General features: G+C 71.5%; 16 protein-coding genes. 11 read left to right on the top strand and 5 right to left on the bottom strand.

Annotation, left to right across the window (positions count from 1 at the left end):
• Positions 1–141: 141 nt before the first annotated feature.
• Positions 142–324, bottom strand: coding sequence for a hypothetical protein (locus BUE43_RS08295; RefSeq protein WP_073480767.1), 183 nt, complete (start codon positions 322–324; stop codon positions 142–144).
• Positions 325–425: 101 nt separating this feature from the next.
• On the opposite strand from BUE43_RS08295, the gene BUE43_RS08290 reads away from it, so the two are divergent.
• Positions 426–1178 carry a MerR family transcriptional regulator gene (locus tag BUE43_RS08290; RefSeq protein ID WP_073480766.1) on the top strand — a complete coding sequence of 251 codons (753 nt, stop codon included), beginning with the start codon at positions 426–428 and terminating at the stop codon, positions 1176–1178.
• A gap of 323 nt (positions 1179–1501) precedes the next feature.
• Here the strand turns inward: BUE43_RS08290 and BUE43_RS08285 are convergent, their stop codons facing one another.
• Positions 1502–2401 (bottom strand): universal stress protein, encoded by a 900-nt coding sequence (locus tag BUE43_RS08285; protein ID WP_159447710.1) that lies wholly within the window; start codon positions 2399–2401, stop codon positions 1502–1504.
• Positions 2402–2679: 278 nt separating this feature from the next.
• Here BUE43_RS08285 and BUE43_RS08280 point away from each other — a divergent pair, with 278 nt between their 5' ends.
• A complete protein-coding gene (locus BUE43_RS08280; RefSeq protein WP_073480765.1) occupies positions 2680–3741 on the top strand; it encodes a hypothetical protein in 1062 nt (353 codons plus the stop codon).
• Positions 3742–4680: 939 nt separating this feature from the next.
• On the opposite strand, the gene BUE43_RS08275 is transcribed toward BUE43_RS08280, so the two are convergent.
• The gene (locus tag BUE43_RS08275) at positions 4681–5298 is read right to left on the bottom strand and encodes a CBS domain-containing protein (RefSeq protein WP_073480764.1); all 618 of its coding nucleotides are present in this window, start codon (positions 5296–5298) and stop codon (positions 4681–4683) included.
• Between the two features lie 143 nt (positions 5299–5441).
• Positions 5442–6443 (bottom strand): Acg family FMN-binding oxidoreductase, encoded by a 1002-nt coding sequence (locus BUE43_RS08270; protein ID WP_073480763.1) that lies wholly within the window; start codon positions 6441–6443, stop codon positions 5442–5444.
• Between the two features lie 707 nt (positions 6444–7150).
• On the opposite strand from BUE43_RS08270, the gene BUE43_RS33325 reads away from it, so the two are divergent.
• From BUE43_RS33325 to BUE43_RS08225, 9 genes are all read left to right on the top strand, one after another.
• Positions 7151–7699 carry a hypothetical protein gene (locus BUE43_RS33325; protein WP_073480762.1) on the top strand — a complete coding sequence of 183 codons (549 nt, stop codon included), beginning with the start codon at positions 7151–7153 and terminating at the stop codon, positions 7697–7699.
• An 824-nt stretch (positions 7700–8523) separates the two neighbouring features.
• On the top strand, positions 8524–8976 hold the full coding sequence (locus tag BUE43_RS08260) for a pyridoxamine 5'-phosphate oxidase family protein (RefSeq protein ID WP_073480761.1): 453 nt from the start codon (positions 8524–8526) through the stop codon (positions 8974–8976).
• Between the two features lie 54 nt (positions 8977–9030).
• A complete protein-coding gene (locus BUE43_RS08255; protein WP_073480760.1) occupies positions 9031–12102 on the top strand; it encodes an amino acid adenylation domain-containing protein in 3072 nt (1023 codons plus the stop codon).
• Between the two features lie 28 nt (positions 12103–12130).
• Positions 12131–13051 carry a class I SAM-dependent methyltransferase gene (locus tag BUE43_RS08250; protein ID WP_073480759.1) on the top strand — a complete coding sequence of 307 codons (921 nt, stop codon included), beginning with the start codon at positions 12131–12133 and terminating at the stop codon, positions 13049–13051.
• Positions 13048–14283, top strand: coding sequence for a cytochrome P450 (locus tag BUE43_RS08245; protein ID WP_200797412.1), 1236 nt, complete (start codon positions 13048–13050; stop codon positions 14281–14283). Before BUE43_RS08250 ends, BUE43_RS08245 begins: the two co-directional genes overlap by 4 nt.
• A 5-nt stretch (positions 14284–14288) precedes the next feature.
• On the top strand, positions 14289–15491 hold the full coding sequence (locus BUE43_RS08240; RefSeq protein ID WP_073480758.1) for a cytochrome P450: 1203 nt from the start codon (positions 14289–14291) through the stop codon (positions 15489–15491).
• Between the two features lie 50 nt (positions 15492–15541).
• A complete protein-coding gene (locus BUE43_RS08235) occupies positions 15542–16579 on the top strand; it encodes a methyltransferase (protein WP_073480757.1) in 1038 nt (345 codons plus the stop codon).
• Positions 16580–16916: 337 nt separating this feature from the next.
• Positions 16917–19205, top strand: coding sequence for a glycoside hydrolase family 18 chitinase (locus BUE43_RS08230; protein ID WP_073480756.1), 2289 nt, complete (start codon positions 16917–16919; stop codon positions 19203–19205).
• Positions 19206–19213: 8 nt separating this feature from the next.
• Complete coding sequence (locus BUE43_RS08225) at positions 19214–19747, top strand: alpha/beta hydrolase family protein (RefSeq protein WP_268844417.1); 534 nt, start codon at positions 19214–19216, stop codon at positions 19745–19747.
• An 84-nt stretch (positions 19748–19831) separates the two neighbouring features.
• Here the strand turns inward: BUE43_RS08225 and BUE43_RS08220 are convergent, their stop codons facing one another.
• Positions 19832–23506 (bottom strand): DUF4132 domain-containing protein, encoded by a 3675-nt coding sequence (locus BUE43_RS08220; RefSeq protein ID WP_073480754.1) that lies wholly within the window; start codon positions 23504–23506, stop codon positions 19832–19834.
• Positions 23507–23556 lie beyond the last annotated feature (50 nt).

Genomic DNA, 23556 nt, shown 5'->3' with positions numbered 1-23556 from the left:
CAGGCTCCCGTCGGGTCGTGGGCATCCCAGGAGACGCTTCTGCCGAGGTTTGTACCAGTCGAGCCGAACAGAGGAGAAGTGTTGCCGACAGAAGACTGAATGCCGCACCGCCCACCGCACGCCGACCGCCTGCTCCCTCCCCTAACCCAGCGCCGTGGACTGCCAACCCGCCGCGCTCCGGACGACTTCCACCACTCGGAAGGTCTTCTCGTACCTCTCCGCACGAGCACTGTCCTCGTTGACGCCACCCTCGTTGACGCCGCTGACGATCTCGTCGGAGTCGCTCGCCGCGTCGGCGGTGGTTGGTGCGGTGGTGGCCGTCACTGTTCGGGGGGCTCGGCGAGGGTTGAACCTGACGTAACGTCAGGACTTAGCGTCGTTCGTGCCGCCGGGGAGCCGGTGGTGGAAGACAAGGTGACGAGGGAATGCGGGACCGGGCCGACGAGGGCTGGAAGATCGGGCAGTTGGCTGAGCGGACCGGCCTGACGGTGCGCACGCTGCACCACTACGACCATCTGGGGCTCGTACGGCCGTCGCGGCGCACGTCCGCCGGACACCGGCGCTACGACGAGGCCGACGTCCGGCGGCTCTACCAGGTGCTGGCCCTGCGGCAGCTCGGGTTGCCGTTGGAGTCGATCGGCGACGTCCTGGCCGGGACGTCCTCGGTCGAGGCGTTGCTCGCGCGGCACCGGTCCTATCTGGACCAGCAGTTGGTCGCGGTTCGGACGCTGCGGGCGCAGGTGGCGACGACACTCGCCGCGCTGCGCGACGCGGAGGGCGCCTCCGTCACCGACTTCCTGGAACTGATCCGAAAGGTGACCACAGTGGACGACGCCGTGAAGAAGCACTTCAGCGACGAGCAGCTGGCCACGTTGGCGGAGCGCAGGGAGCAGCTCGGCGAGCAGGCGATCAAGGAGGTGGAGGCGAGCTGGCCCCGGCTCATCGCCCGCGTCCAGGCCGCCGTCGACGCCGGAACCGACCCCGCGAGCGCGGAGGGCCGCGAGCTGGGCCGCGAGTGGATGGGGCTGCTTGAGCGGTTCCACGGCGGGGACCAGGGTCTCAAGGACTCGCTCTACCAGATGCAGGCCGTCAACGCCGAGCAGATCGAGGCGACCTACGGCGGTCCGACCCGGGCGCAGATCGAGTTCATCTCGCGGGCGACCGCGGCGAACTCCTGACTTCGCCGTCCGAGCGACGGACGCGACGGGACGCTGACCCTGGTGCGGATCGGGGGCGTGCGGCGGTAGCCGCACGCCCCCGATCATCCACTGTGGTCAGTCAGCCCGCGAAACGCTTCTCGGCGTCCCACCACCGGGCGTTGTCTACTCCATAGTCAGGTAGGGGTGGGTCCCCCCATTTCCAACATCTCACGAGGCACCGACAAAAACGGGCTGGCTGAGGTCCCGCGGACGGGTGGAAACGCAATCAGATCACCCATCCGCCCGGACGCGCGCCCAGGGGTGCCGCTCGACCCCACGCACCCAGATAAGTCCACTGTGGACTACTTGCTGTGGTGCCGCGCAGGAGTTTGGGGCTCCGGCGAATCGGTCTGCGGTCGCACCACTGCCACCGGGCACCGCGCGGTGCGCACCAGGTCGCGGCTGACCGAGCCGAGCAGAGCACTCACGAGCCGTCCGCGCCCGTGCGTTCCGAGCACCAGCAGACAGGCTTCCGCCGACTCCGCGCGCAGTTCCCGCACCGGGTCGGCGGCGCGGGCGACGAAGCTGACCGACACGTCCGGGTGGCGCTCCCGGAAACCGGCCAGGGACTCGGCCAGCAGCACGTGGTGGTCCTCCCGCGCCTCGGCCCGCTCGACGTCGGTGAGCTCGCCGTACCAGTAGTGCGCCACCCGCAGGGGGAGACCGCGGCGTGACGCGGCGTCGAACGCGAACGCCAGGGCGGCCTGGGAGGCGGGGCTGCCGTCCACACCGGCCACCACCGGGCCGATCCGCTCCGGCCCGGCGGAGCCACGCGGCACGGCCACGATCGGGCAGGGGGCGTCCCTGACCAGCGCGCCGGCCGTGGAGCCGAACACCGTCTCGGTGAGGGCCGAGTGCGGGTGGGTGCCGACCACGACCAGCGCGGCGTTCACCGACTCCTGCGCCAGCACGAGATCCGGTGTTCCGTAGGTCAGGCTCATGCTCACCTCCAGACCGGGGCACGCGCTCCGCGCCGTCGCCGTCGCGGCGTCCAACACGGCTTCGCCGGCGCGGCGCGCCATCGTGTCCGAGTCCGGCACGTACTGGTCCATCGTGTACGGCAGCACCACGTAGCCGTGCACCAGGCGCAGGCCGACGCCCCTGCGGGCCGCTTCCTCGGCCGCCCACCGCACGACCTCCTGGTCGGCCGGGTCGTCACCGACGCCCACCGCCACGGGGTGGCCGACGTTCTCGCTGGTCATCTCGCCCTCCTGGTTGTCGGCCCGGCCGTCACGACGGCCCCTCGGCGGCCACCGCCGACCCGCTCCGGCGGCCACCGACACCCACGCTAAGCGCGGCCACCCACGCTCAGCAGCGGCGAAGGGCCGCACGAGTCCGGCCGAAAGCCTCTGCTCCCCGCACCCGGCGGACGGCGGGCAGTTCGCCCAGAACCCCACCATCGGGTGGAAGTCCCCCACCCGGCCGGAAGACGCCTGGTCAGTCCGGCTCGGGAGCGTGGGACCACGTTTAGTCTGCGCTCATGTCCGACCGCTCCGACGACCGCGACGAGCACGACTCCCGACCGCGCGGCGGAGCTGCGGCCAGGCGCTGGCAGGCGTTCCGCGACTCGCCGTTCCTCCCGGCGACCGTGCTGGTCCTCATCCTGGCCACGGTCGCCGGCCTGTTCGCCGGCTCGTACACCTACGTCATGGCCAACCCGACTCCGCACCGCATCCCCACCGCCGTGGTCGGCGTCGAGGACGACCCGCGGGGCACGACGTTCGTGGCGGCCATGGAACGGGCGCTGAACGCCTCGCTCGACCTGCGCGCCTACCCGACGGAGGGGCAGGCCCGGGACGCGGTCGACGAGCAGGAGGTCTACGCGGTCATCGCCATGCGGCCCGAGGGCGTGGGGCTCGACGTCTCGGGCGCGTCGGGGGCGACGGTGGCGCAGCTCCTCGCCGACGCCGGGCCGAAGGTGGGACAGGCCGTCGGGGTCCCGGTCCGGGTCACCGACGTCAAACCGCTCCAGAAGGGCGATCCGCGCGGGCTCGCCCTGTTCTACATCTCGCTCGCCGCGGTGATTATCGGCTTCGTCGGCGCGATCCAGCTCAGCGTGCACGCGCGGGGGTTGAACCCGGCCGAGCGGATCGCGTTCACGCTGGCGTACGCGCTGCTCGGCGGTTTCGCCATCGCCGCGGTGGTGGACTGGGCGCTGGGCGCGCTCGACCTGCCGTTCGTGGAGTCCTGGTTGATCCTCGCGGCGACGATGTTCTGCTCCGGCATGGTCTTCACCATGTTCAACACGCTCCTGGGGCGGTGGGGCATGCTGCCGACCTGGGGGCTGATGGTGTTGGTCGGCAACCCGTCCTCCGGCGGCGCGGTCTCCTGGCCGCTGCTGCCGTCGCTGCTCAGCCACATCGGACGCTGGCTACCACCCGGCGCGTCGGTCAACGCGCAGCACAACGCCGTCTACTTCCGCGGCCACCAGCAGCTCTTCCCGTTCCTGGTGCTGGCCGGCTGGGCGGTGCTGTCGTGTGCGGTGTTCTGGATCTGGCGCCACCGACACCCCGGTGGGCGGGCGGCCGACGGCGCGGCATAGCCATCGCGGTACATCCGGTTGGCGGAACGCATCATCATCCCTGTCCCTGATAGTCCTCTGTAGACAGATCGCGCGGTGGCTGCGGCCCTTCTGACACGGACTTCCCGGTCACGTCAGCACACGTGACCGTCGAAATGCGAGTCCACCGGGTCCAGCGTCAGAACGACGTGCACGCGGCCGCCCTCCCGACGCGGCGCCAGCGGGAGACCGGCCGGCCGCGTGTGAAGAACCGGAGGGACTGGTCCCGTTCCGGCCTTACCCTGCGCGCGTGCCTGCCCGAGGAAGTGCCGTCCCACTTCGGGTGATCTACCGGCCCCCAGCCCCTGGCGCCGGCGTTTTTGTCAGACCCGCGTGAGATGTTCGAAGTGGGGGTCCCCCTTACTACAGGCCGGTAGTCACGCGCGCGCGTGCGTACCTGTGGAGGTGCGGTCCCACTTCGGGTGATCTATTGGTCTCCGACCCCTGACAGCGGCGTTTTTGTCAGACCTGCGTGGGATGTTTGAAGTGGGGGTTCCCCCATACTTCAGAGCAGTAGTCGCGCGCGTACGCGTTCAGCCCAGCTCAGAGCGCCGCAACTCGAAGCTTGGCGTACAGCCGCACCAAGGCGTCGCGATCGGGCGGGCTGAGCCCCCGCACCGTCGCCACCCGCCCGTCCACGAGCGCCGCGAACCGCTGGGGCCGTGGTCGTGGTGAACGCCGTCACGGGACTCCCTTCCGTGGTCGTCCTGTCTCGGACGGTGGGCGCGGCCGACGGGTCCGCTCCACCCGCTTCGATCCCGTTCCACCGGGGCCAACGGCCCGACAGCACGAGGTGGGTCCCGCACGGCGCAAGGGGGAACGAGGGCGAGGAACCAGAGACCCACCACTGTGGACGGACAGCCCGCGAGTCCACAGTGGTCACCACGCCGGCCCTGACCGGGAAGCGGTGGGCACTCCACCTCAACCCGCCCCCTGGAGCTCGGCCGTCCGCATCCGCACGTCGCGCACGCCGGGCACGGCCAGCGCCAGCACGGTCACCACGTGCCGGTCGGCGGGGTCGTCGAACTCGTCCTCGACGCTGACGACGCCGTTGTCGACCCGCACCGTCCACCGGTCGAAGCCGCCGTAGATCACCAGGCGGTGCCGCACGTCGGCCGCGATCGCGGCGTCGTCCCTGGCCAGGACCCGCACCAGGTCCCGCCGGGTGACGATGCCGACCACCCGCGAGCCCTCGACGATCGGGATGCTGCGCACGTGCTCCTCCAGCATCGCCCTGGCGAGGTCGACGATGTCGGTCCCCGGAGGCATGGCGCACACCGGCGTGGTCATCACCTCGCCCACCGTGTCCGGTGGCGTGCCCACCTGGAGCGGCTGGCCGAAGACCAGGCCGCGCGGGTCGAAGGGGAACTGGTCCCGCACCACGTCGGCCTCGGTGACGATCCCGACGAGCCGGTCGTCCTCCGCCACCACCGGCAGCGCGCTGAAACCGTGGGCGGCGAGCATGGCGGCCGCCACCTTGACCGGAGCGGCCGGATCGACGGTGACCACCGTACGGGTCATGATGTCCTTGGCACGCACAGCTTTCTCTCTCAATCGTCCTTAATGGACAGTCAATGGGTCGGATGGGTGTCCAGCACGCCGCGCATCACGGCGCGCGTCCCCGAAGAAGAAGGGGTGGGGCGGGAGCGGCCGGGGGACCACCGCTCCCGCCCGGGTCCGGCTCAGCCGACCTCGCTGCCCTGCACCAGCAGGTCGGTCACCGGACGTCGGGGCGCCGCCGGAACCGGGGACCCGAACCCGATCCGCAGCACCATCTGCGGAGCCAGGCCCCCGCCCAACAGCCGACGCAGCTCCTCCCGCACGGGCTTCACCTCCACCACCTGTGACAGGAACGACGCCGACAACCCCAACGAGGTCGCGGTGAGCAGCACGTGCTCCATCGCCTGGCCGGCCTGCACCTCCGCCGACCGGCCCTCGTAGAACGAGCTGAGCACCACCACCAGGGGCTCGCTCTCGAAGTCCCGGCCCGGCGGCCGAGGGCGGCCGCGGCCGCCGGTGAAGTCCCGCAACGCCCACTCGTCCTGTGGTTCGCGTCGCGGTCCACCGGCCGACGCCGGCACGCCCTCGGCCGCACCCGGCTCCCGGCCGGTCCAGTGGGCGAACTCCGCGCGGTAGTCCGGATCGGCCCACAGGGTCTGGTTCGCCCGCGCGAGCATGGTCCGCAGACGCGCCCGCTGGGTCCGATCCTCCACCACGTGCAGCCAGGCCCGCTCCGCCTGCGCCGCCCGCACCAACGCCTGGCGGTGCCCGGCCGGCACGGGTTGGTCGAGGAACGGGAAGCGGTTGGTGCGTCGCTCGCGCACCGCCCGGACGAGCCGGTCCAGTTCGCCGCTCGCGCGGGCGAGGCCGCCGCGGCGCACCACGGCCACCAGCTCCGGCCGGTCGCGGTCCGGAACGACGCTGACCAACGGCCGGATGTCGAACGACTGCAACGCGATCCTCAGGTTGAACAACGCCGCGCCGCAGGAGAGCAACAGCTCCCGGTCCTCGGGGTCCACCACGGGTAGCCGGCGCGTCGGGTCGGCGTGCAGCTCGATGCCCTCGGGCGTCAGCCGGAACCGCCAGGGTTGGGTGTTGTGCGTGGACGGAGCGGCGCACGCCGCCTCCAGCACCGCCTCGACCTGGTCGGGTCGCAGCCCCAGGGCCTCCGGAACCGCGCTCATGGCGCACCCCCCTTCGGGTCGTGGTCGTGACCGGACCCGTCGTCCGGTCGCTGACTCCACAGTCGGCCACGGCGGGGGTCGCGGCCCACGGGCGAAGGTCCCGACTTCACCGGGCCCTGCCGCACCACGTCACCGACCCGACGAAGAGTTGCCATCCCGGCACTTCGCCCGCCGTCAACCGCCGCGTGCGTGAAGAAATGGTCAAGAACGGCAGTCACGCGCCGACCGGGCCCAGTCAACATCCTTTTGGCCCCTTTGCCCGAACATCCGGTCCCGAACGTCGGAATCCAATCACCGGGACCTGACGCCGGCGGTGCCCGTCCGTACCACGCGCCCCACCTCCGGCCCGCATTCCTGATGGACCGTCGACAGGACCATTCCGGACTTCTTTCACCGATCAATGACCGATCGGGCCGGCGCTCGCGCGTCGACTCTCCCGAAGCGGCGCCGGATGAGCCCGCGCCGCTCCACCGCGCTCGATGACGTCGGCGCTGCTGAGGAGGGCGCGGGGTGCGGCGAGCCGGGTGTCGGACCGCGAGTTCGGCCCTTTCGGCGGTGTGCCAACAGATTGTGTGTCCGTGACAACACATGGCCGTCCGCCCGCGTTTATCAGTGCGAGCTGTCAGCGTTCTTTGGGATGATCATGGTGTCGTGCGCCCCGACGACGGGGGTCGTCGGGTTCGGTCCTCGACCTTTTGGGGGAAATCGTGAACACCACGAGTCGGCTGGCCGCCATCGGCGTGGTCGGCCTTGCCGCCGCGGCACTGGTCGCGTCGTCCAATCCGACCCTGACCGTGCGGCACGAGTTCTCCGGCCGGGTGGAGGCGAGTCCGAGCGTCCGCATCGACGCGCCCCCGCTGAAGCTGCCCAAGCCCACCCTGCGGATCGAGGGCGATCCCACGGTGAACGCCAACATCGACGGCCGGCCCCAGGCCGCGATCACCATCACCGGCTCCCCCGGCGCGCGCGTCGACGCCGACCTCCAGGCGCGGATGGACGCCGACGCGCGGGCCCGGATGGACGCCGACGCCCGGGCGCGAGCCGAGGCGCAGCTCCGCGCGGGCGTGGACCGCGGCACCGTCACCGTCGTCGTCTCGACCGTGACGGTCACCCCGGCGCCGCAGACCGTCACCGTCACGGTCACCGTTCCGCCGTCGAGCTCCTCCGTGCCGCCCAGCGAGCGCCCGCAGCCGGGCCCTGGCGGGTCCTCGCCCAGCATGACCACCACGCCGTCCCCCGCGCCGCCGGCCCGGTAGGAGGCCCCACCGCCCGCTCCGGACGTCAGCGGTGGTCGTGGGCCGGCACCGCGCGCACCGCCGCCCACGACCACCGCGTGGTTCCACGCCGCATTTCGCTCCAGCGCCGTTGACGCCGTTGACGCCGTTGGCACGGCCAGCCGAGAAACAAGCGAGAACGCCACTGGGGGCCATAGCGAGAAACCCGATCGGGAGCGAGGAAAGCCCGGGAAGCCCGGATCTGACACGGGTTGCTGGAAGCTTTTCCGGGCGACGATCCTCCGCGAAAAGGCCGGATTCCGAACAGGGGCGGTGATTCCGACGAGAATCACCGGACCAGGCTATCCAAGCCGACCGGACCGACCACAAGTCAAGTCACCTTCACGAGTGATCTTCGAGGGCGCTCCCCACCCCTGACCACCACCGGCGACAGGCCCGTCCCATCCCCTGCCCACCAGGGACAACGGCGTTCTCCCTGGCTGTCGACGCCACCGGGGCCGGGAACCTCGCTCAGGTGACATGCCGGCCCACTGATCACGGTCTCGCGAGACGCGAGTATGGTGTCCCGTTTCCCCGCCCCACTGTTTTCCGCGAACACCGTTCTTTCGGCCCAGCGACCAACACGCGCGCCCCTGGCCCGTTCGCCGGAGATGCGCTCACCCCGGCGCGGCACAACGTTTTCCGAACAACCGGTTTCACGATCGGGTGAAATCGCGCCGGCGCTTCCCCACCGACCCCGGGAGATCGGTAGGGAAGAAACCGGAGACGGTGTCGGGTGCCGCTCCACCGCTCGTGGAGGTAGCGATCGTGCGCAGGACGTGGGACGTGGTCGGGGGGCGCCGGCCATGAGTTTCGCGATGTCGAGGGCCGACCGGGAGAAGTTCCTCGCGGAGGTCCGGGTGGGTGTGCTCGGGGTGGTCGACCCGCGGGGCGACCTGGCGCCGCTGCAGGTGCCGGTCTGGTACGGGTACGAGCCCGGCGGCGAGGTCGTGGTCGAGACCAACCGCGACTCGCTGAAGGCGCGGCTCGTCCGGCGGGCCGGGCGGTTCGGCCTGTGCGTCCAGGACGAGTCGGCCCCGTACCGCTACGTCAGCGTCGAGGGGCCCGTGGTGGCCGTCGACGACCCGGTCGACCCCGCCGTGCGCGCGGCGCTCGCCCACCGGTACCTGGACCCGGTCACGGCCCCGGCCTACCTGGAGGCCAACCGGCGGCAGCTCGCCGACGACGTCGTCCTCCGCATGCGCCCCGAGCGCTGGCGGACCGCCGACTTCGCGGTGTTCGCCGAGGAGTTCAGCTAGCGGCGGCGGTTCGGCCCGAGCGGACACCGGAAGACCAGGAGAACCGAAGCGCTGATGTTGTCCACCCGACTCGACCCGACGCCGCGGCCGGCGACGCGGTGGGACCCCTCCACCGCCCCGCCCCGCGACCGCACCCTGCACGACCTCTTCGACGCGCAGGCGGCACTCCGGCCACGGGCGACCGCCGCGATCCACCACGACCACCACCTGACCTACGGCGAGTTGCGGTCGCGCAGCGACGCCCTCGCCGCCCGGCTGCGGGACGTCGGCGTCCGGCCCGGCGAACGGGTCGGGGTCTGCGGGACGCGCTCGCTGGACGCTCTGGTGGCTTTCCTCGGCATCCTCCGGACAGGCGCGGCCTACGTCCCCCTCGACGACACCGTCCCACTCACCCGGGTGCGCGCGATGGCCGAGTACGCCGACGTCCAGGTCGTGGTGACGTTGCCCGGAAGCGCCTGCCGGGTGCGCCGGCTCCGCACGCGCGTCGACCTCGCCGCCGTGCCGCCGGCGCGCGGGCCCCTCGTCCCCCCGGCCGTCGACGGGGCGGACTGCGCGTACGTCATGTTCACCTCGGGCTCGACCGGACGCCCCAAACCGGTGGCCATCCCGCACCGGGGGGTCGTCCGGCTCGCGCTCTCGGACCTGGTCGACCAGCGGCCCCGGCCGGGAGACCGGGTGTTGCACGCCTACGACCTGTCCTCGGACGCCTCCACCATCGAGATCTGGTCCGGTCTGCTCGGCGGCGCCTGCCTGGTCCTCATCGACCGCGAGGAACTGGTGTCCCCGGCCGCGCTGGAGGCCGCGGTGCGCGGTGCCCGCGTCACGATCGCCTACCTGACCACCGGCGTCTTCCACCACGTGGCGCGGACCCGGCCCGAGGCCCTGCGGACGTTGCGGTTCGTCTCGGCCGGCGGCGAGACGATGGACCCGGCGCTGGCCCGCGCGGTGCTCACCGCCTGCCCGGACACGACCGTCGTCAACTTCTACGGCCCCACCGAGAACACGGTGGTCTCGACCGCCCACGTGCTGCGGGACCTGCCGCCCGACGGCCAGCCGATCCCGATCGGCCGCCCGCTCGAACGCTCCGCGTGCTACGTGCTCCGCCCCGACGGCGGGCTGGCCGGCGTGGGCGAGGAGGGCGAGCTGGCCGTCGGCGGGGACGGGCTGGCGCTGGGGTACCTGGGCGACCCGGCGCTGACCGCGGAGCGGTTCGTCCACCACCCCGCCGAACCCGGAGTGCGCCTCTACCGGACCGGCGACCGGGCCGTGCTGCGCCCGGACGGCGAGTTGGAGTACCGGGGTCGGACGGACCGGCAGGTCAAGCTGCGCGGCCACCGGATCGAGCTCGACGGGGTCGAGGCCAGGCTGCGCGCGCACGAGTCCGTGGGCGAGGCGGTGGTGGACGTCGACGGGGACCGGTTGGTCGCCTACCTGACGCCGGCCCACGCGAACTCGGTCGTGCCGGTCGACCGCGTCCTCCAGTACCTCGCCGGGTGGCTGCCGGCCCCCGCCGTCCCCTCCCGTCTGGTGCCGGTGCCCGAGTTCCCGGTCAACGGCGCGGGAAAGGTCGACCGGACGCGGCTGCGGGCGCTGACCTCGCCCGAGCGGGAGGATCCCCGGCCCAGCGCCCCCGCGGCGAGCGGAGCGCGGGACCTACGGTCCACTCTGGCCGAGATCTGGCAGGTGGTGTTGCGGGTGACCCCCTCCGTGGCGGACAACTTCTTCGATCTGGGCGGCGATTCCCTGTTGGCCGCCGAGGTGGTCACGCGCACCCTCGCCGTGCTCGGCCTCGACGCGCGGCACGGCAGCGAACTCGTCCGAGGTCTGCTCCTGGCCCCCACCCTGGCCGGTTTCACCAACACCGTCCGGGTCGCCCTCAGGTCCGACGGGCGCGGCGCCGGTTCCCCGCTGGTGGACTTCGTCCGGGAGGGCCGGCTCGGTTTCGCGGTGCCGGAGCCGGACGGCCCCGAGCCCCGGTGGGCGGAGCCGAGGGAGGTGCTGCTGACCGGGGCGAGCGGCTTCGTCGGCGCGTTCCTGCTCGCCCGGCTGCTGCGGGCCACCGAGGCCCGGGTGCACTGCCCGGTCCGGGCGCGCGACCGGGCGCAGGCCCGGCGACGGGTGCTGGCGAACCTGACCCGCTACGGGCTGGACGTGGCCGACGTCGAGCACCGGATCGTCTGTTTCCCCGCCGATCTCGCCGAGCCCGGTCTCGGGTTGGACCACGAGCACCGGGCCGAGCTGGCGGCCGGCGTGGACCTCGTTCTCCACTCCGCGGCGCAGGTCAACTTCCTTTACCCGTACTCCGCCTTACGTCCGTCCAATGTGGACGGGACGCGGGAGGTCGTCCGGTTGGCGGCGGCGCGGCGGGTGCCGGTTCACTTCCTCTCCACCGTCGCCGTGCTGGCGGGGTTCGGCACGGCCGGGGTGCGGCACGTCGACGAGGACCTGCCGTTGGCGCACGCCGACCGGTTGAGCATGGGGTACGCCGAGAGCAAGTGGGTCGCCGAGCTCGTGCTGCGCGAGGCCGCCGACCGGGGTGTGCCGGTCGCGGTCCACCGTCCCTACGAGGTCACCGGGGCCCGCGGGACCGGCGCGTGCAACACCGAGACCGCGATCTGCTCACTGTTCCGGACCATCGCGGAAACCGGGCTGGCGCCGGACATCCCGCTGCCGATGGACTTCGTCCCCGTCGACTACCTCGCCGAGGCGGTCGTCCACATCGCCACCCGGCACCGCACCACCCGGCGGACCTACCACCTGACCAACCCGAACCCGGCGAGCCTCGGGGACGTGATCGACCGGATGTGCCGGGCAGGACACGAGATCCGTCGTCTGTCCTATCCGGACTGGGTCGGCGAGCTGGTGCGCCACGTGGCCGCCAACCCCACCAGCGCCACGGCCCCGTTCGTCTCCCTGTGCGTGGACCGGGGCAACCGCGCGGACATCTCGGTGAAGGAGATGTACTTCGAGGGCGTTTTTCCCTCGCTGGGACGGGACAACGTCGATCGGGACCTCGCCGGCAGCGGGCTGTCCTGCCCACCGGTCGACGCCGCGTTGCTCGACCGGTACCTGGATTACTTCTACGCCACCGGCTACATCGACCGTCCCACGCCGCCACGGCGGTGACCAGTCCCGGAAGGCAGGAGACAACCGGATGCCCGCGGAACACGGCGAGGGGTCACCGCCCACCCGGAGATCGCTGGTCGACATGTACGGACACGCGTACCTGAAGGCCGAGGAGGTGGGCGGACGCCCCGGGTTGGCGCACCTCGTCTACCAGCTCGCCGACGGGACCGCGTTCAGCGAGGACGTCGCGCACTACTACGCGCCGCCCGACCACTGGTGGCCCACGGACGTGATGGCCTGCGAGCGCGCCGTGGGGCGAGTGCTCGACATCGGCTGCGGCGCGGGAAGGCACGCGCTGGCCGTGGCCGCGGCCGGGCACGAGACCGTCGCGGTGGACCCCGCCCGTGGTGCCGTCGCGGTGGCCCGGCGGCGGGGCGTGGACGCACGGGTGGGCGGGCTCGGCTCCCTGCCGCCGGGCATCGGCCGCTTCGACACCTTTCTGCTGGCTGGCGGGGGAATCCACCTGCTCGGTGTGCTGGACAACGCGCGGAAGGCGTTGACGGAGCTCGCGGCCGTAGCCCGACCGGGAGCCAGAATCCTCGGCACGTGCCTGCGGCTGCGCGAGGGCGAGGGCGACGGCACCTGCGTGGGCGTGGGCGTGCGCACTGTCGGCGCGCGGGAACTGGCCTCCGGCCGGGCGCGGTACCGGCTGCGGGTCGAGCACGGCGCGGAGGTCGGCGAGTGGAGCGAGTGGGGTTACACCGCCGACGTTCCTCCGGAGCGGTTGGCGAACATCGTGGCCGGCACGGGGTGGGTCGTGGCGGAGGTCACGGAGACGGAGTCCGTCGCCCTGCCCGTGTTCGAGCTCGGCCACGGGGTGGAGGAGTGCCGTCCGTCGGCGGTCGTGGCGACGGACGGGGACGCGCACCTGCCGATGGCCACGTACTTCGCCGTGCTCCGACTGGACCTCCGGTGGCGGCTCGCTCTCCCCTGGGACGCCCCGGCATGACCAGCGAGGAGACGATCTCCGACGAGCGGTCCCGTGGCGCGTCGCCGGCCGGGGCCCGGGACCTCCCGATCCCGCCGCCGGGAACCATGGGGCCGCCCGTGGAGTACGAGAGCCTGCGCAGGGAGTGCCCGGTCGCGCGCGTCCGAACTCTCGTCGGAGCCACCGCGTGGTACCTGACCCGGTACCAGGACGTCGGCTCCGTCCTCGGCGATCCCCGGTTCGTCCGGCCCAACGTCGACGACTGGCCCCCGCCAGAGGGGAATCCGGTGTCGGGCTGCCATCGCCTGGTGATGATGATGGAGCTGGAGGGCCCCGGGCACCGGGCGCTCCGCCGGAGTCTGGCGGACGCGTTCAGCCCGGCGGCAATGCGCGAGCGCGAGCCGCGCGTGCGCGCCCTGGCGGAGGGTCTGCTCGACGAGTTCGAGCGACACAGCGGTCCGGCGGATCTGCTCGGCGGGTTCGTGGAGCCGTTCCCCCTCCTCGTGATGTGCGACCTCGTCGGAATTCCCTATGCACAGCAAGACTATTTCGTGCCTTTGGTCGACTCGGCGTTGACCGCGATGGTCGACGTGGTGGAGGGGCGCCGGGTCAGCGCTCCGCTGTACGAGTACGTCGACGGGCTGATCGCGCGGAAGCGACGCGAGCCGGGCGACGACGTGCTCTCCGACCTCCTGCGCCGGCAGGACGCGGGCGAGCTGTCCGCCGACGACGTGACCAGCTTCGGGTTGACGATGCTGCTCGCCGGGTTCCGTACCACGACGATGTTCCTCGCCAACAGCGTGGTGACCCTGCTGACCAGTCCCGAACATCTCGCCCAGCTGCGCGGGAATCCGGGGCTCCTCGCCGACGCGGTGGAGGAGCTCCTGCGGTTCCTGCCGGTGCTGAACGGGGTCGTCGTGCTCCAGGCCACCGAGGAGATCTCGTTGCTCGACCAGACGATTCGGGCCGGCGACGCGGTCCTGCCGACCATCCCGGCGGCCAACCGGGACGGGAGCGTCTTCCCCGACGCCGACACCCTCGACTTCGCCCGGACGCGGAACCCCCACCTGACCTTCGGCCGGGGGCGCCACTTCTGCCTGGGCGCGCACCTGGCCCGGTTGACCCTCCGGGTCGCGCTCGCGGCGTTGCTGACCCGTTTTCCCGACCTACGTCTCACGGTGGCGCCGCACGAGCTGCCGTGGGAGGACGAGTCACCCGCCAAGTCCCCGCTCGCTCTTCCCGTCAGATGGTGAGGCCGATGTCCACGAGCACCGAGCACGAGCCGAGGGACTTCCCCCTCGCACCACCGGGAACGATGGGTCCGCCCGCCAACTACGCGGCGCTCCAACGGGAATGTCCGGTCACCAGGGTGCGGATGCTGATCGACGCCACCGCCTGGTACGTCACCCGGTACGAGGACGTGCGGGCGGTGCTGGCCGATCCCCGCTTCGTCCGGCCGACCATCAACGCCTGGCCGGTCCCGGCGGTCGACCAGCCGTCGTCCGGTCCTGAACTCGTGACCATGATGGAGATGGACGGGCCGCGCCACCGCGCGCTCCGGCAGGCGGTGGCCCAGTCGTTCAGCGCCCGCGCCGCACGGGCGCGGGAGAGCCGGGTTCGGGCGCGGGCCGAGGAGTTGTTGGCCGACGTCGAACGCCTCGGCCCACCAGCGGATCTGGTCGCCGCGTTCGCGGAACCCTTCCCCCTGCTCGTGATGTGCGACCTGGTGGGCATTCCCGCCGACGACCGCGAGTTCTTCCTGCCGCTCGCGGACGCCGCGCTCGGCGCCATGGTCACCCTGGAGGAGGGGCGCCGGGCCACCGAACGACTTCGCGACTACCTGACGGACCTGCTCGCGTACAAGGAGCGGGAACCCGCCGACGACGTGCTCACCGACCTCGTCCGGCGGCGCGACAGCGGAGCGCTGACCCAGGAGGAGCTGATCGCCTTCGGGCTCTCGATGCTGGTGGCCGGTTACCGCACCAGCACGATGTTCCTCGCGAACGCCGTGCTGACCCTGGTGTCCCACCCCGAGCGGTTCGACGCGCTCCGGAACGACCCGACCCTCGTGCCCGGCGCGGTGGAGGAGCTGCTGCGGTTCCTGCCCGTCATGAACGGCGTCGTCGTCCTGCTCGCCACCGAGGACGTCGAGCTGCGGGGCCGGCGGATCCGCGCCGGCGAGGCCGTGCTGCCGATCATCCCGGCCGCCAACCGGGACCACAGCGTGTTCTCCGACCCGGACCGCTTCGACCCGCGTCGTCGGCCGAACCCCCACCTCTCCTTCGGCCGGGGCACGCACAACTGCGTCGGCGTCCACCTGGCCCGGTTGGAGCTGACCGCCGCCCTCCAAAGCCTGACATCCCGGTTTCCCGCGCTGCGCCTCGCCGTGCCGGAGCACAGGATTCCCTGGGACGACGACTCGCCGGCCAAGTCACCGCTCAGGCTCCCGGTCAGCTGGTGATCCCAACGGGGAGCGACATCCCCGAACCACGTCACACGGGGAGGAACCGCATGTCCGAGAAGACACCCGAAGCGACCGCCACCGGCGCGCACGGGGACAGCGATGTTTTCGGTCAGATCATGACGCACCTGTTCGCCGGCCCCCTGTTGCGGGCGGCCCTGACGTTGCGGCTGCCCGATCACCTGGGTGACGAGCCGGTGACGCCCGACGAGCTGGCCAGGAGGGTCGGCGCCGACACCTCCGCCCTCAACCGGCTTCTGCGAACCCTGGCCAGTATCGGGTTTCTGCGGCATGTGGAGGACGGCCGCTACACGCACAGCGCGGTTTCCGAGCTGATGCGCGCATCCGAAGCCGGATCTCTCCTGGGCCACGGGGTGACGATCGACGCGTTGTGGCAGGCGTGGAGCCAGGTCGGGCCGGCCGTGCGGACCGGCGAGGCCCCGTTCCGCGCGGTGCACGGCACCGACTTCTACACCTATCTCAGCGAGCACGATCCCGAGCAATCCGCCGCGTTCCACGCCGCGATGAACCACGCCACGACTCAGAACAACGACGACGTGGTCAACGCGGTCGACCTCGGCTCGGCGACGCTGGTGGTGGACGTCGGCGGCGGACGCGGCGGGCTGCTGCGCGACTTCCTGCGGCGCCACAACCATCTGCGGGGAATCCTGTTCGACACCGAAACCGTGGTCGGTGAGGTGTTCGCCGAGCTCCGCACCGGGGACCTGGCGAGCCGCTGCGAGATCGTCGTCGGCGACGCGCGCGAATCCGTCCCGGCCGGGGACGTCTACCTGCTCCGGTTCGTCCTCCACAACTGGGACGACGAGAGCTGTGTCCGCATCCTGTCCCGGTGCGCGGAGGCCGCACGACCGGGCGCACGGGTGTTCGTCGTGGAGTCGCTGTTGTCCGAGGACGAGGTCCCACCCGCCGCCACGGCGCTCATGGACATGGGCATGTACGTGACCTTCGGCAGCGGGGAGCGCAGCGCGGCGGAGTTCCGGAAGTTGTTCGACCAGGCGGGACTCACCTACGTCGGAGCCACGCCCACGTCGTGGTTGCACGTCCTGGAAGCCCGCCTCGACGCCTGACCCGAGGCGCCTTGTCCCACCTGGTGCGCCTACCCCTGCGCCCGCCCGTGCTCCTGCGCGGGCGGGCGCACCGCCGTCTCGGCTCCGACCGGGCGACCGGACCGCGGGGCGCGGTGGTACGGCGCTGAACGGGTTGTTCGGTGGTCCGCACCTTGACCCCTTGTGGTCTGAACCACAGGCTCGTGATGTCCCCGATCCGGAGGAGTCCCGTGGGTGGTCGTCTCACACCCGGTCGGTCGCCGCCCCTCGGCCGCGCCCGTTCGCTGCGCCGCCGCGTTCCCCTGCGCGGGCCCCGCCCGCACCCGGTCACAGCCAACGGATCACCGGAGGAACGAGGATGTTCCGACGTCGATGGCACACCTGTTTCCTGTTCGTCGCCGCGGTCGCCCTGGTGTTCGGGGGCGTCACGGCTCCCGCCCACGGGGCCGCCGGTCCCACCGCCACCTTCACCAAGGCGTCCGACTGGGGCTCCGGTTACACGGGCGCGATCACCATCACCAACGGCGGGTCCACCGCGCTCAACGGCTGGAACGTCGAGTTCGACCTCCCCTCGGGCACGTCGGTCGCCTCCTACTGGGACGCGCTCATGACGCGCACCGGCGACCACTACAAGTTCGCCAACCGCGAGTACAACGGCAACGTCGCACCGGGCGCGTCGGTGTCCTTCGGCTTCATCGGCAACGGTTCGGGCGTCCCGGTGAAATGCCGGCTCAACGGCGCGCCCTGTGAGGGCGGCACTCCGGACGACACCGAGCCGCCGACCGTTCCCACCAACCTCGCGGTCACCGGAACGACGTCCACCAGCGTTTCCCTGTCCTGGTCCCCGTCCACCGACAACGTCGGCGTCACCGTCTACGAGGTGGTGCGCAACGGCACCGTCACCGGGGCCAGCAAGAGCACCCAGTACTCCGAGACCGGCCTCACGCCCAACACCGAGTACAGCTACCAGGTGCGAGCGCTCGACGCCAAGGGAAACCGGTCCGAACTCTCCACCGCCGTCACCGCCCGCACGCGCCCGGGCGACGGCCCCGGTGACACGGAACCGCCAAGCGTGCCGACCAACCTGAAGGTCACGGCGGCCACGTCCGACAGCGTTTCCCTGTCCTGGACGGCATCCACCGACAACGTGGGTGTCACTCTCTACGAAATCGTTCGCAACGGCGCCAAAACCGGTGTCAGCAAGGGAACCGAGTACCGGGAATCCGGTCTCACGCCGGACACCGAGTACAGCTACCAGGTGCGGGCACTGGACGCCAGGGGCAACCAGTCCGCGCTCTCCACCGCCGTCACGGCGAGAACGCAGCCGAGCGACGACCCCGGGCCGGGTCCCGGCTCCTACCAGAAGGTCGGCTACTTCCCCCAGTGGGGCATCTACGGCCGCAAGTTCTTCATCAAGGACCTGGACACCAACGGCGCGGCGAAGAAGCTGACGCACCTCAACTACTCCTTCGAGAACCTCCACCCCACCACCTACACCTGCTTCGCCACCACGAAGAGCGTCGGGAGCAACCCGTCCGACCCCAACCAGGGCGACGGCGCCGGCGACTCCACCGCCGACTACGTGTGGCCGATCGACGCCGCGCAGAGCGTCGACGGGGTCGGCGACGGCGGTTGGGCGGGAGCGGGACCGCTCAAGGGGAACTTCAACCAGCTCAGGAAGCTCAAGGCGAAGCACCCGCACCTGAAGGTGCTGGTGTCCCTGGGCGGCTGGACGTTTTCGAAGTTCTTCTCCGACGCGGCGGCCACCCAGGAGAACCGGGAGCGAATGGTCAGCTCCTGCATCGACATGTACATCAAGGGAAACCTGCCCAAGCACTACGACATGGGCGGTCCGGGGACGGCGGCGAACATCTTCGACGGGATCGACGTCGACTGGGAGTGGCCGGGCGCGGAGGGCCACCCCGGCAACCACTTCGGCCCCGCGGACAAGCAGAACTTCGTGCTGCTGCTGCAGGAGTTCCGCAAGCAGCTCGACGCCTACGGCAGCCAGGTGGGGCGGAAGTTCCTGCTGACCGCGTTCACCCCCGCCGACCCGGCGAAGATCTCGGCGGGCTGGGACCTGCCGCAGGTCGCCAAGTACCTCGACCTGTTCAACGTGCAGGGCTACGACTTCCACGGATCCGGCAGCGACAACTCGTGGGAGCCCAAGCGCACCGGCCACCAGGCGAACCTGTACGTCGACAAGGACGACCCGTACAGCACCCACTTCAGCGTCGAGACAGCACTCCAGCCCTACCTGGACGCCAAGGTGGACAGACGCAAGCTGCTCGTCGGCATCCCCTTCTACGGGCGGGGATGGCAACAGGTCGCGGCCGGCGGGAAGCAGGGCGAGTGGCAGGACGCCAACGGCGCCGCCCCTGGCGACTTCCCCGAGGAGGCCGGTGTCCGGGGGTACAAGAACCTGGCCACAGCGGTGCCCGGGTGCACGGTCCACCACGACGAACAGGCGGTCGCGACGTTCTGCCACACGGGCCAGGGCGGCCAGTGGTGGTCGTTCGACGACGCCTGGTCCATCGGGAAGAAGACCGAGTACATCAAGGCGAAGCGCTACGGCGGCGCGATGATCTGGGACCTGTCGGGTGACACCGGCACGCTCATGACAGCGCTCGACAACGGACTGCGCTGACAGTCCTCGTGCTCCACCGAGCGGGGGCGCCAGCCTGGTGCCCCCGCTCTCGCGTCAGGACACCAGCCGTCGGCCCCACCCTGGCACGCGGCGGCTTCGCCACGGTCCGCGCCATGTTCGACTTCCCGGACTTCCACAAGATCGGAGTCGCGGAGTTCGGCAACCACGAGAACCGGTGCCACCACCTGGACTGCACCGAGACCTACGACGGCCTCGACCCCACCGTGTGGGACCAGTCGTCCAATGTGGAGGCCGCCGGTCGCCTGAAGGGGAAGTTGCCGCTCGTGCACGGCGGCCTCGACGACAACGTCTCCCCGCACCAGACGCTGCGGCTGGTCGACCGCATCATCGCCCACGACAAGGACTTCGACCTGCTCATCATCCCCGGCGCGGAACACGCGTACCTCGGCTTCGAGCACTACGTGGCCCGCCGCCGGTGGGACTACCTGGTCCGCGGCCTCATGGGGATCGAGCCGCCGGAGGGCCGCCTGACTCCGGCTCCGACCGGCACGGAGATGATCGCGGAGTTCATGATGACCTGACCCGGTGGCCGGAGGGTGCGCCGGCCGCGTCCACACCCCCGCACACCCTTCGGCTCTCCTTCTCGCACGAACCGACCTGCGGGGTCAGGTGGTGGCGGAGACCAGCTCGGTCAGGTTGGTCAGGTTGGTCAGGTCGGTCAGCTCGGCGAGCACCTCGGAGGCCGTCACCGGGTCCAGCTCGGCGAAGCGCAGACCGGGTCGGTTCCCGTTCCCCGTCGGCTCGTCGTTGAGCCACACGCGGGCAATCCGCTGCTCGGGGAAGAATTCCAGCTCGCCGGCGGTGATCCCGGGGTCGAGGTCGATCACCACGCACCGGCCGCCGGGGACGGGCCGGGAGATCCAGAACTCCACGCCGTTGTCCAGCGGCGTCCCCCGTTCCCAACCCCGCCGTCGCAGGCCCACGACCCGACCCACCGGCACCGCGACGTCGTGGAACCGCCGAAGCTCAACGCTCTCCCGCTCCTCGTCGGTCAGCGCGTGCACCGGCCGCCCCAACTGCGGAAACGGTTGCTGGATCTCGTAGTTCGCGAAGACCTCGGACCAGGCGGAGAGGGATTCGGCGATGTGCAGCGGATGTGCGATGCCCACCTGGGCCGAGTCGGGCAACGCCAACTCCTCGCCAGCGACGTTCGCGAAGCCACGGTTCTCGGTGACGCGCAACAGGGTCGCGGGCCGCCCGTCCTCCTCACTCCGCCACACCAACCGCCGCGTGATGTGCCACAGCAACGGGTGTTCCACGAAAAGCCGCCGGAAGTCGGCCACGCTCCACCGCCGCTGGGCCACCATCGCCCGCTCCAACCGCACGAACTGGTCGCGCGCGACTGTGCGCACGTCCTTCTTCAACGCGGCGAACCGCTTGTGCGCCGCCGGGGCCAGCTCCTGGTCGTCCCGAGCACCCGGCCTGGGCAGATCCTTGCGCCGCTTGCCATCCCCGTCCACCACGTACGGCTTGAGCTGCTCGTCGAAACCGACGACGAACTGGCGCGGGCCGTAGTCGAGGGCGAGGGTTCCGTCCGCGTCGAGGCCGAAGTCCGGCACCAGGCGGTCGGCCAACTGCTCGGCGCTCAGGCCCAGCCCCTCCGCCACCTCGGCGACCTTCTGGCGCGCCCGCTCGCGCAACCCTCTGGACCGCGCCTTCTGCGAGATCGAGTACAGGTGGGTCAGGGCGAGGTCGCTGCCGATCCCGGCGAGCACGCCCAGGCCCGCGACGGCCTTGCTGTGCCCGTCCTGACCCGGCCAGGCCCGGATCACCGGCACGAGCCGAAGCACGGTCCGGTCGTCGCCGATCCAGCCGAGCGCGGTGAGCGCCCAGTTGTCGCGGGTCGGGGCTCCCACCGCCCGCCACTGCTGGAAGAGCCCCCACCCGAACTCGGCGAGCGAGTCGGGGTCGCAGACCTCCCTGACCACGTCGAGGCCCGCGTACACCTCATCGGTCCGGGACATCGCGAGCATGGTGACCACATGCCCAGCCGCCGACCGGGGCAGAGCGCTTTCCCGATCGCGCAACAGAATCGGCGGCAGGAGCGCGAGATCCACCCAGGTGCCCACGACCGGTCGCCTGGCGGGAAGGACCTCCACCGGGTCGAGGTCGAGCAGCGCCTCGACCGCGGCGCCAGCCCGCTCCCCGTACTCCCGCGCGACGGCCAGGACCTCGTCCCGCCGTCCGGCCGAGGCGATGGCCCGCAGCGCGCCCTCCGCGTTCCGCCGCCGCACGCCCGGTTTCGACAACGCGGCCGGGACCAGCAGGCGCGCGGCCCCGACGGGATGCCGGAGGAGCCAGGTCAGCGCCACCGACCGCGTCGTGCGGAGCCGAGCCAGCCAGTCGGCCATCAGCGTCGCGACCTCGGCGGTGACGAAGGGCAGCAGCACCGGGGCGTTGCTCACCACCTTCTCCATGGCGACGCGCAGGGCGATCGGCAGCGCGGCCAGCTCGAAGCGGGCGACCAGCGCCTTCACCCACCCCTCGACGGACCACAGGTCCCTCGGGGTCCAGTCGGCCAACAGGGGCCGAACCAGGTGCTCCGGACCCCGCAGGAACAGCCGGCCCTCGTCGTACCAGTCCAACCCGCCGGCCCGGAACGTCTCGACGGCCTCGTCCCAGTCTCCGCCGAACGGTTCCCGGGAGGTGTGCTCCAGGTGGTTCGCCCACTCCTCCCGCTCACCGTCGGCCCACTCGATGGCCTTTGGGTCAACGGGCGCCAGTCCTTCGATGACGACAGGTTTGGCGGCTGCTTTCCGGCGGGTCCACGGCGGCTCCACGAGCAGGCGCGGCAATGTGTCGGCCGGCGCCTCCCTGACCTTCTCGGTGGTGTGGCCGGCTCGCTGGACAACCTCGGCGAGCTCTTCCGGCAGGCTGGGCAACACGGCGGCGGTGAGGCCGGGATGCGCGGCGACATGGCCGCGCAACAACATCGCGATGGTCGCGGTGTCGCCGCTGTACCCCTCGGCCGCCCGCGCGAGCCGCCGCAGCGCCCGCACCGGATACCTCCGCATCGCCGCTCTGAGCGCGGCCTGGACGTGTTTCTGGTCGACCCGGGCGACCAGGAGGTCGAACGCCTCGTCGGTGGGCAGTTGGGCGAGGGTCGCGAGCAGTCGCCTGCGCGCGGCTCCTCCGTCGGGGTCCCCGTCGGCGGCTCTGGCCAGGACCGGCGCCACGGCGACACCGACTCCCTCCACCAGCGTGTGGACGACGGAGGCCGCGTCGAGACACCACCCGAGTTCGACGTGTGCCTCCAGCTCCTCCACCTGCCGCGGGGAGCCCAGAGATCGCACCAACATCTGCAGTTGGATGCGCTCGTGGCGTGTGGCGGCGACCGCGTCGGCACAGCACTCGTCCACCCAGTCCTGTCGGGTGGGCACCAGGTAGGTGGTGATCACGCGCTGGAGCTCGTCCTGCCGGTGACTCGCCAGCGCCGCGACCGCGTCCTGGTAGTCCTGGTCGTCGGCGGACGCGAGGAGGGCGCGGGTCCGGAGGGCGACCGGCTCGCCGTACCACCCCCGCGCGCCGATGTCCCGCGGACGCGGGAAGAACACATGACGCGGGACCTCCGGGTCCCATCGCCTGGGGCTCCGCCAGTGCACGGCGATCCCGGCGAGCTCGGCGGCACTCCTGGCAGCGAAGGCGAAACCGTGCCGCGACACCCAGAAGTCGGCGAAGAACTGGAGGTCCGCGCGTTCCTCCCACTCGGTCATCGAGGCGACGACCGCGGCCTCCACCGCGGCCCCGAGCGGGTTCGGCGTCCCGTCGACCCACTCCCGTGCCGCCCCGACCAACCGCGGGTCGCTGTTCGCCCTGGACAGCACCCCGGTCAACGTGGTTCTGACTCGGACCGCGCGCTGCTCGACCGTGGCGGCGGCCACCGGGTCGAGCTCAGTCGACGTACGGGCCACGCCGCCGCGCCGGGGGTGGATGTGGGCACGCCACCCCGCCGGGATCTCGAAGGTGTCCTCGTCCGGGAGCTCGGCGGTCCCCCCGGACTCGGCTCCCGTCGGCTCCGCTCCGGGGCCGAACTCGGCAGCACCGTCCACTGTGGATGGTGGGAGTAGGGAGATCCTCTCGACCAGGCGGTACCCCCTGCTCGACTTCTCGGCGACCAACTTGTCCACATAGGACTGTGCTGCGGCCTCCGACGCCAGCTCCCGCACCTTGGTCTGCCCGGACGCCGCCAGTCGGCCGAACCGCACGGTCACGACCGCGCCGTCCCGCTCGACCTCCCAGAACTTCGCGGACCCCCCGCCCACGTACTCCCAGCGCTGCACCCTGCCCCCCAGATCATCTCCGGGGGCGAAAGATAGGAGCGCGGTCCGAC

Origin of the sequence: Streptoalloteichus hindustanus (assembly GCF_900129375.1) — a bacterium.
In the GTDB taxonomy this organism is placed as follows: domain Bacteria; phylum Actinomycetota; class Actinomycetes; order Mycobacteriales; family Pseudonocardiaceae; genus Streptoalloteichus; species Streptoalloteichus hindustanus.
The sequence above is the reverse complement of the archived record's forward strand: the minus strand, read 5'-3'. Positions and strand labels throughout refer to the sequence as shown.

Excerpts from the sequence above, each read along its gene's own strand:
- BUE43_RS08270 (WP_073480763.1), bottom strand. The coding sequence starts at position 6,443 with ATGAGCGCGGTTCCGGAGGCCCTGGGGCTGCGACCCGACCAGGTCGAG.
- BUE43_RS08250 (WP_073480759.1), top strand. The coding sequence starts at position 12,131 with ATGCCCGCGGAACACGGCGAGGGGTCACCGCCCACCCGGAGATCGCTG.
- BUE43_RS08230 (WP_073480756.1), top strand. The coding sequence starts at position 16,917 with ATGTTCCGACGTCGATGGCACACCTGTTTCCTGTTCGTCGCCGCGGTC.
- BUE43_RS08235 (WP_073480757.1), top strand. The coding sequence starts at position 15,542 with ATGTCCGAGAAGACACCCGAAGCGACCGCCACCGGCGCGCACGGGGAC.
- BUE43_RS08240 (WP_073480758.1), top strand. The coding sequence starts at position 14,289 with ATGTCCACGAGCACCGAGCACGAGCCGAGGGACTTCCCCCTCGCACCA.
- BUE43_RS08260 (WP_073480761.1), top strand. The coding sequence starts at position 8,524 with ATGAGTTTCGCGATGTCGAGGGCCGACCGGGAGAAGTTCCTCGCGGAG.
- BUE43_RS08285 (WP_159447710.1), bottom strand. The coding sequence starts at position 2,401 with ATGACCAGCGAGAACGTCGGCCACCCCGTGGCGGTGGGCGTCGGTGAC.
- BUE43_RS08245 (WP_200797412.1), top strand. The coding sequence starts at position 13,048 with ATGACCAGCGAGGAGACGATCTCCGACGAGCGGTCCCGTGGCGCGTCG.
- BUE43_RS08255 (WP_073480760.1), top strand. The coding sequence starts at position 9,031 with ATGTTGTCCACCCGACTCGACCCGACGCCGCGGCCGGCGACGCGGTGG.
- BUE43_RS08290 (WP_073480766.1), top strand. The coding sequence starts at position 426 with ATGCGGGACCGGGCCGACGAGGGCTGGAAGATCGGGCAGTTGGCTGAG.
- BUE43_RS08280 (WP_073480765.1), top strand. The coding sequence starts at position 2,680 with ATGTCCGACCGCTCCGACGACCGCGACGAGCACGACTCCCGACCGCGC.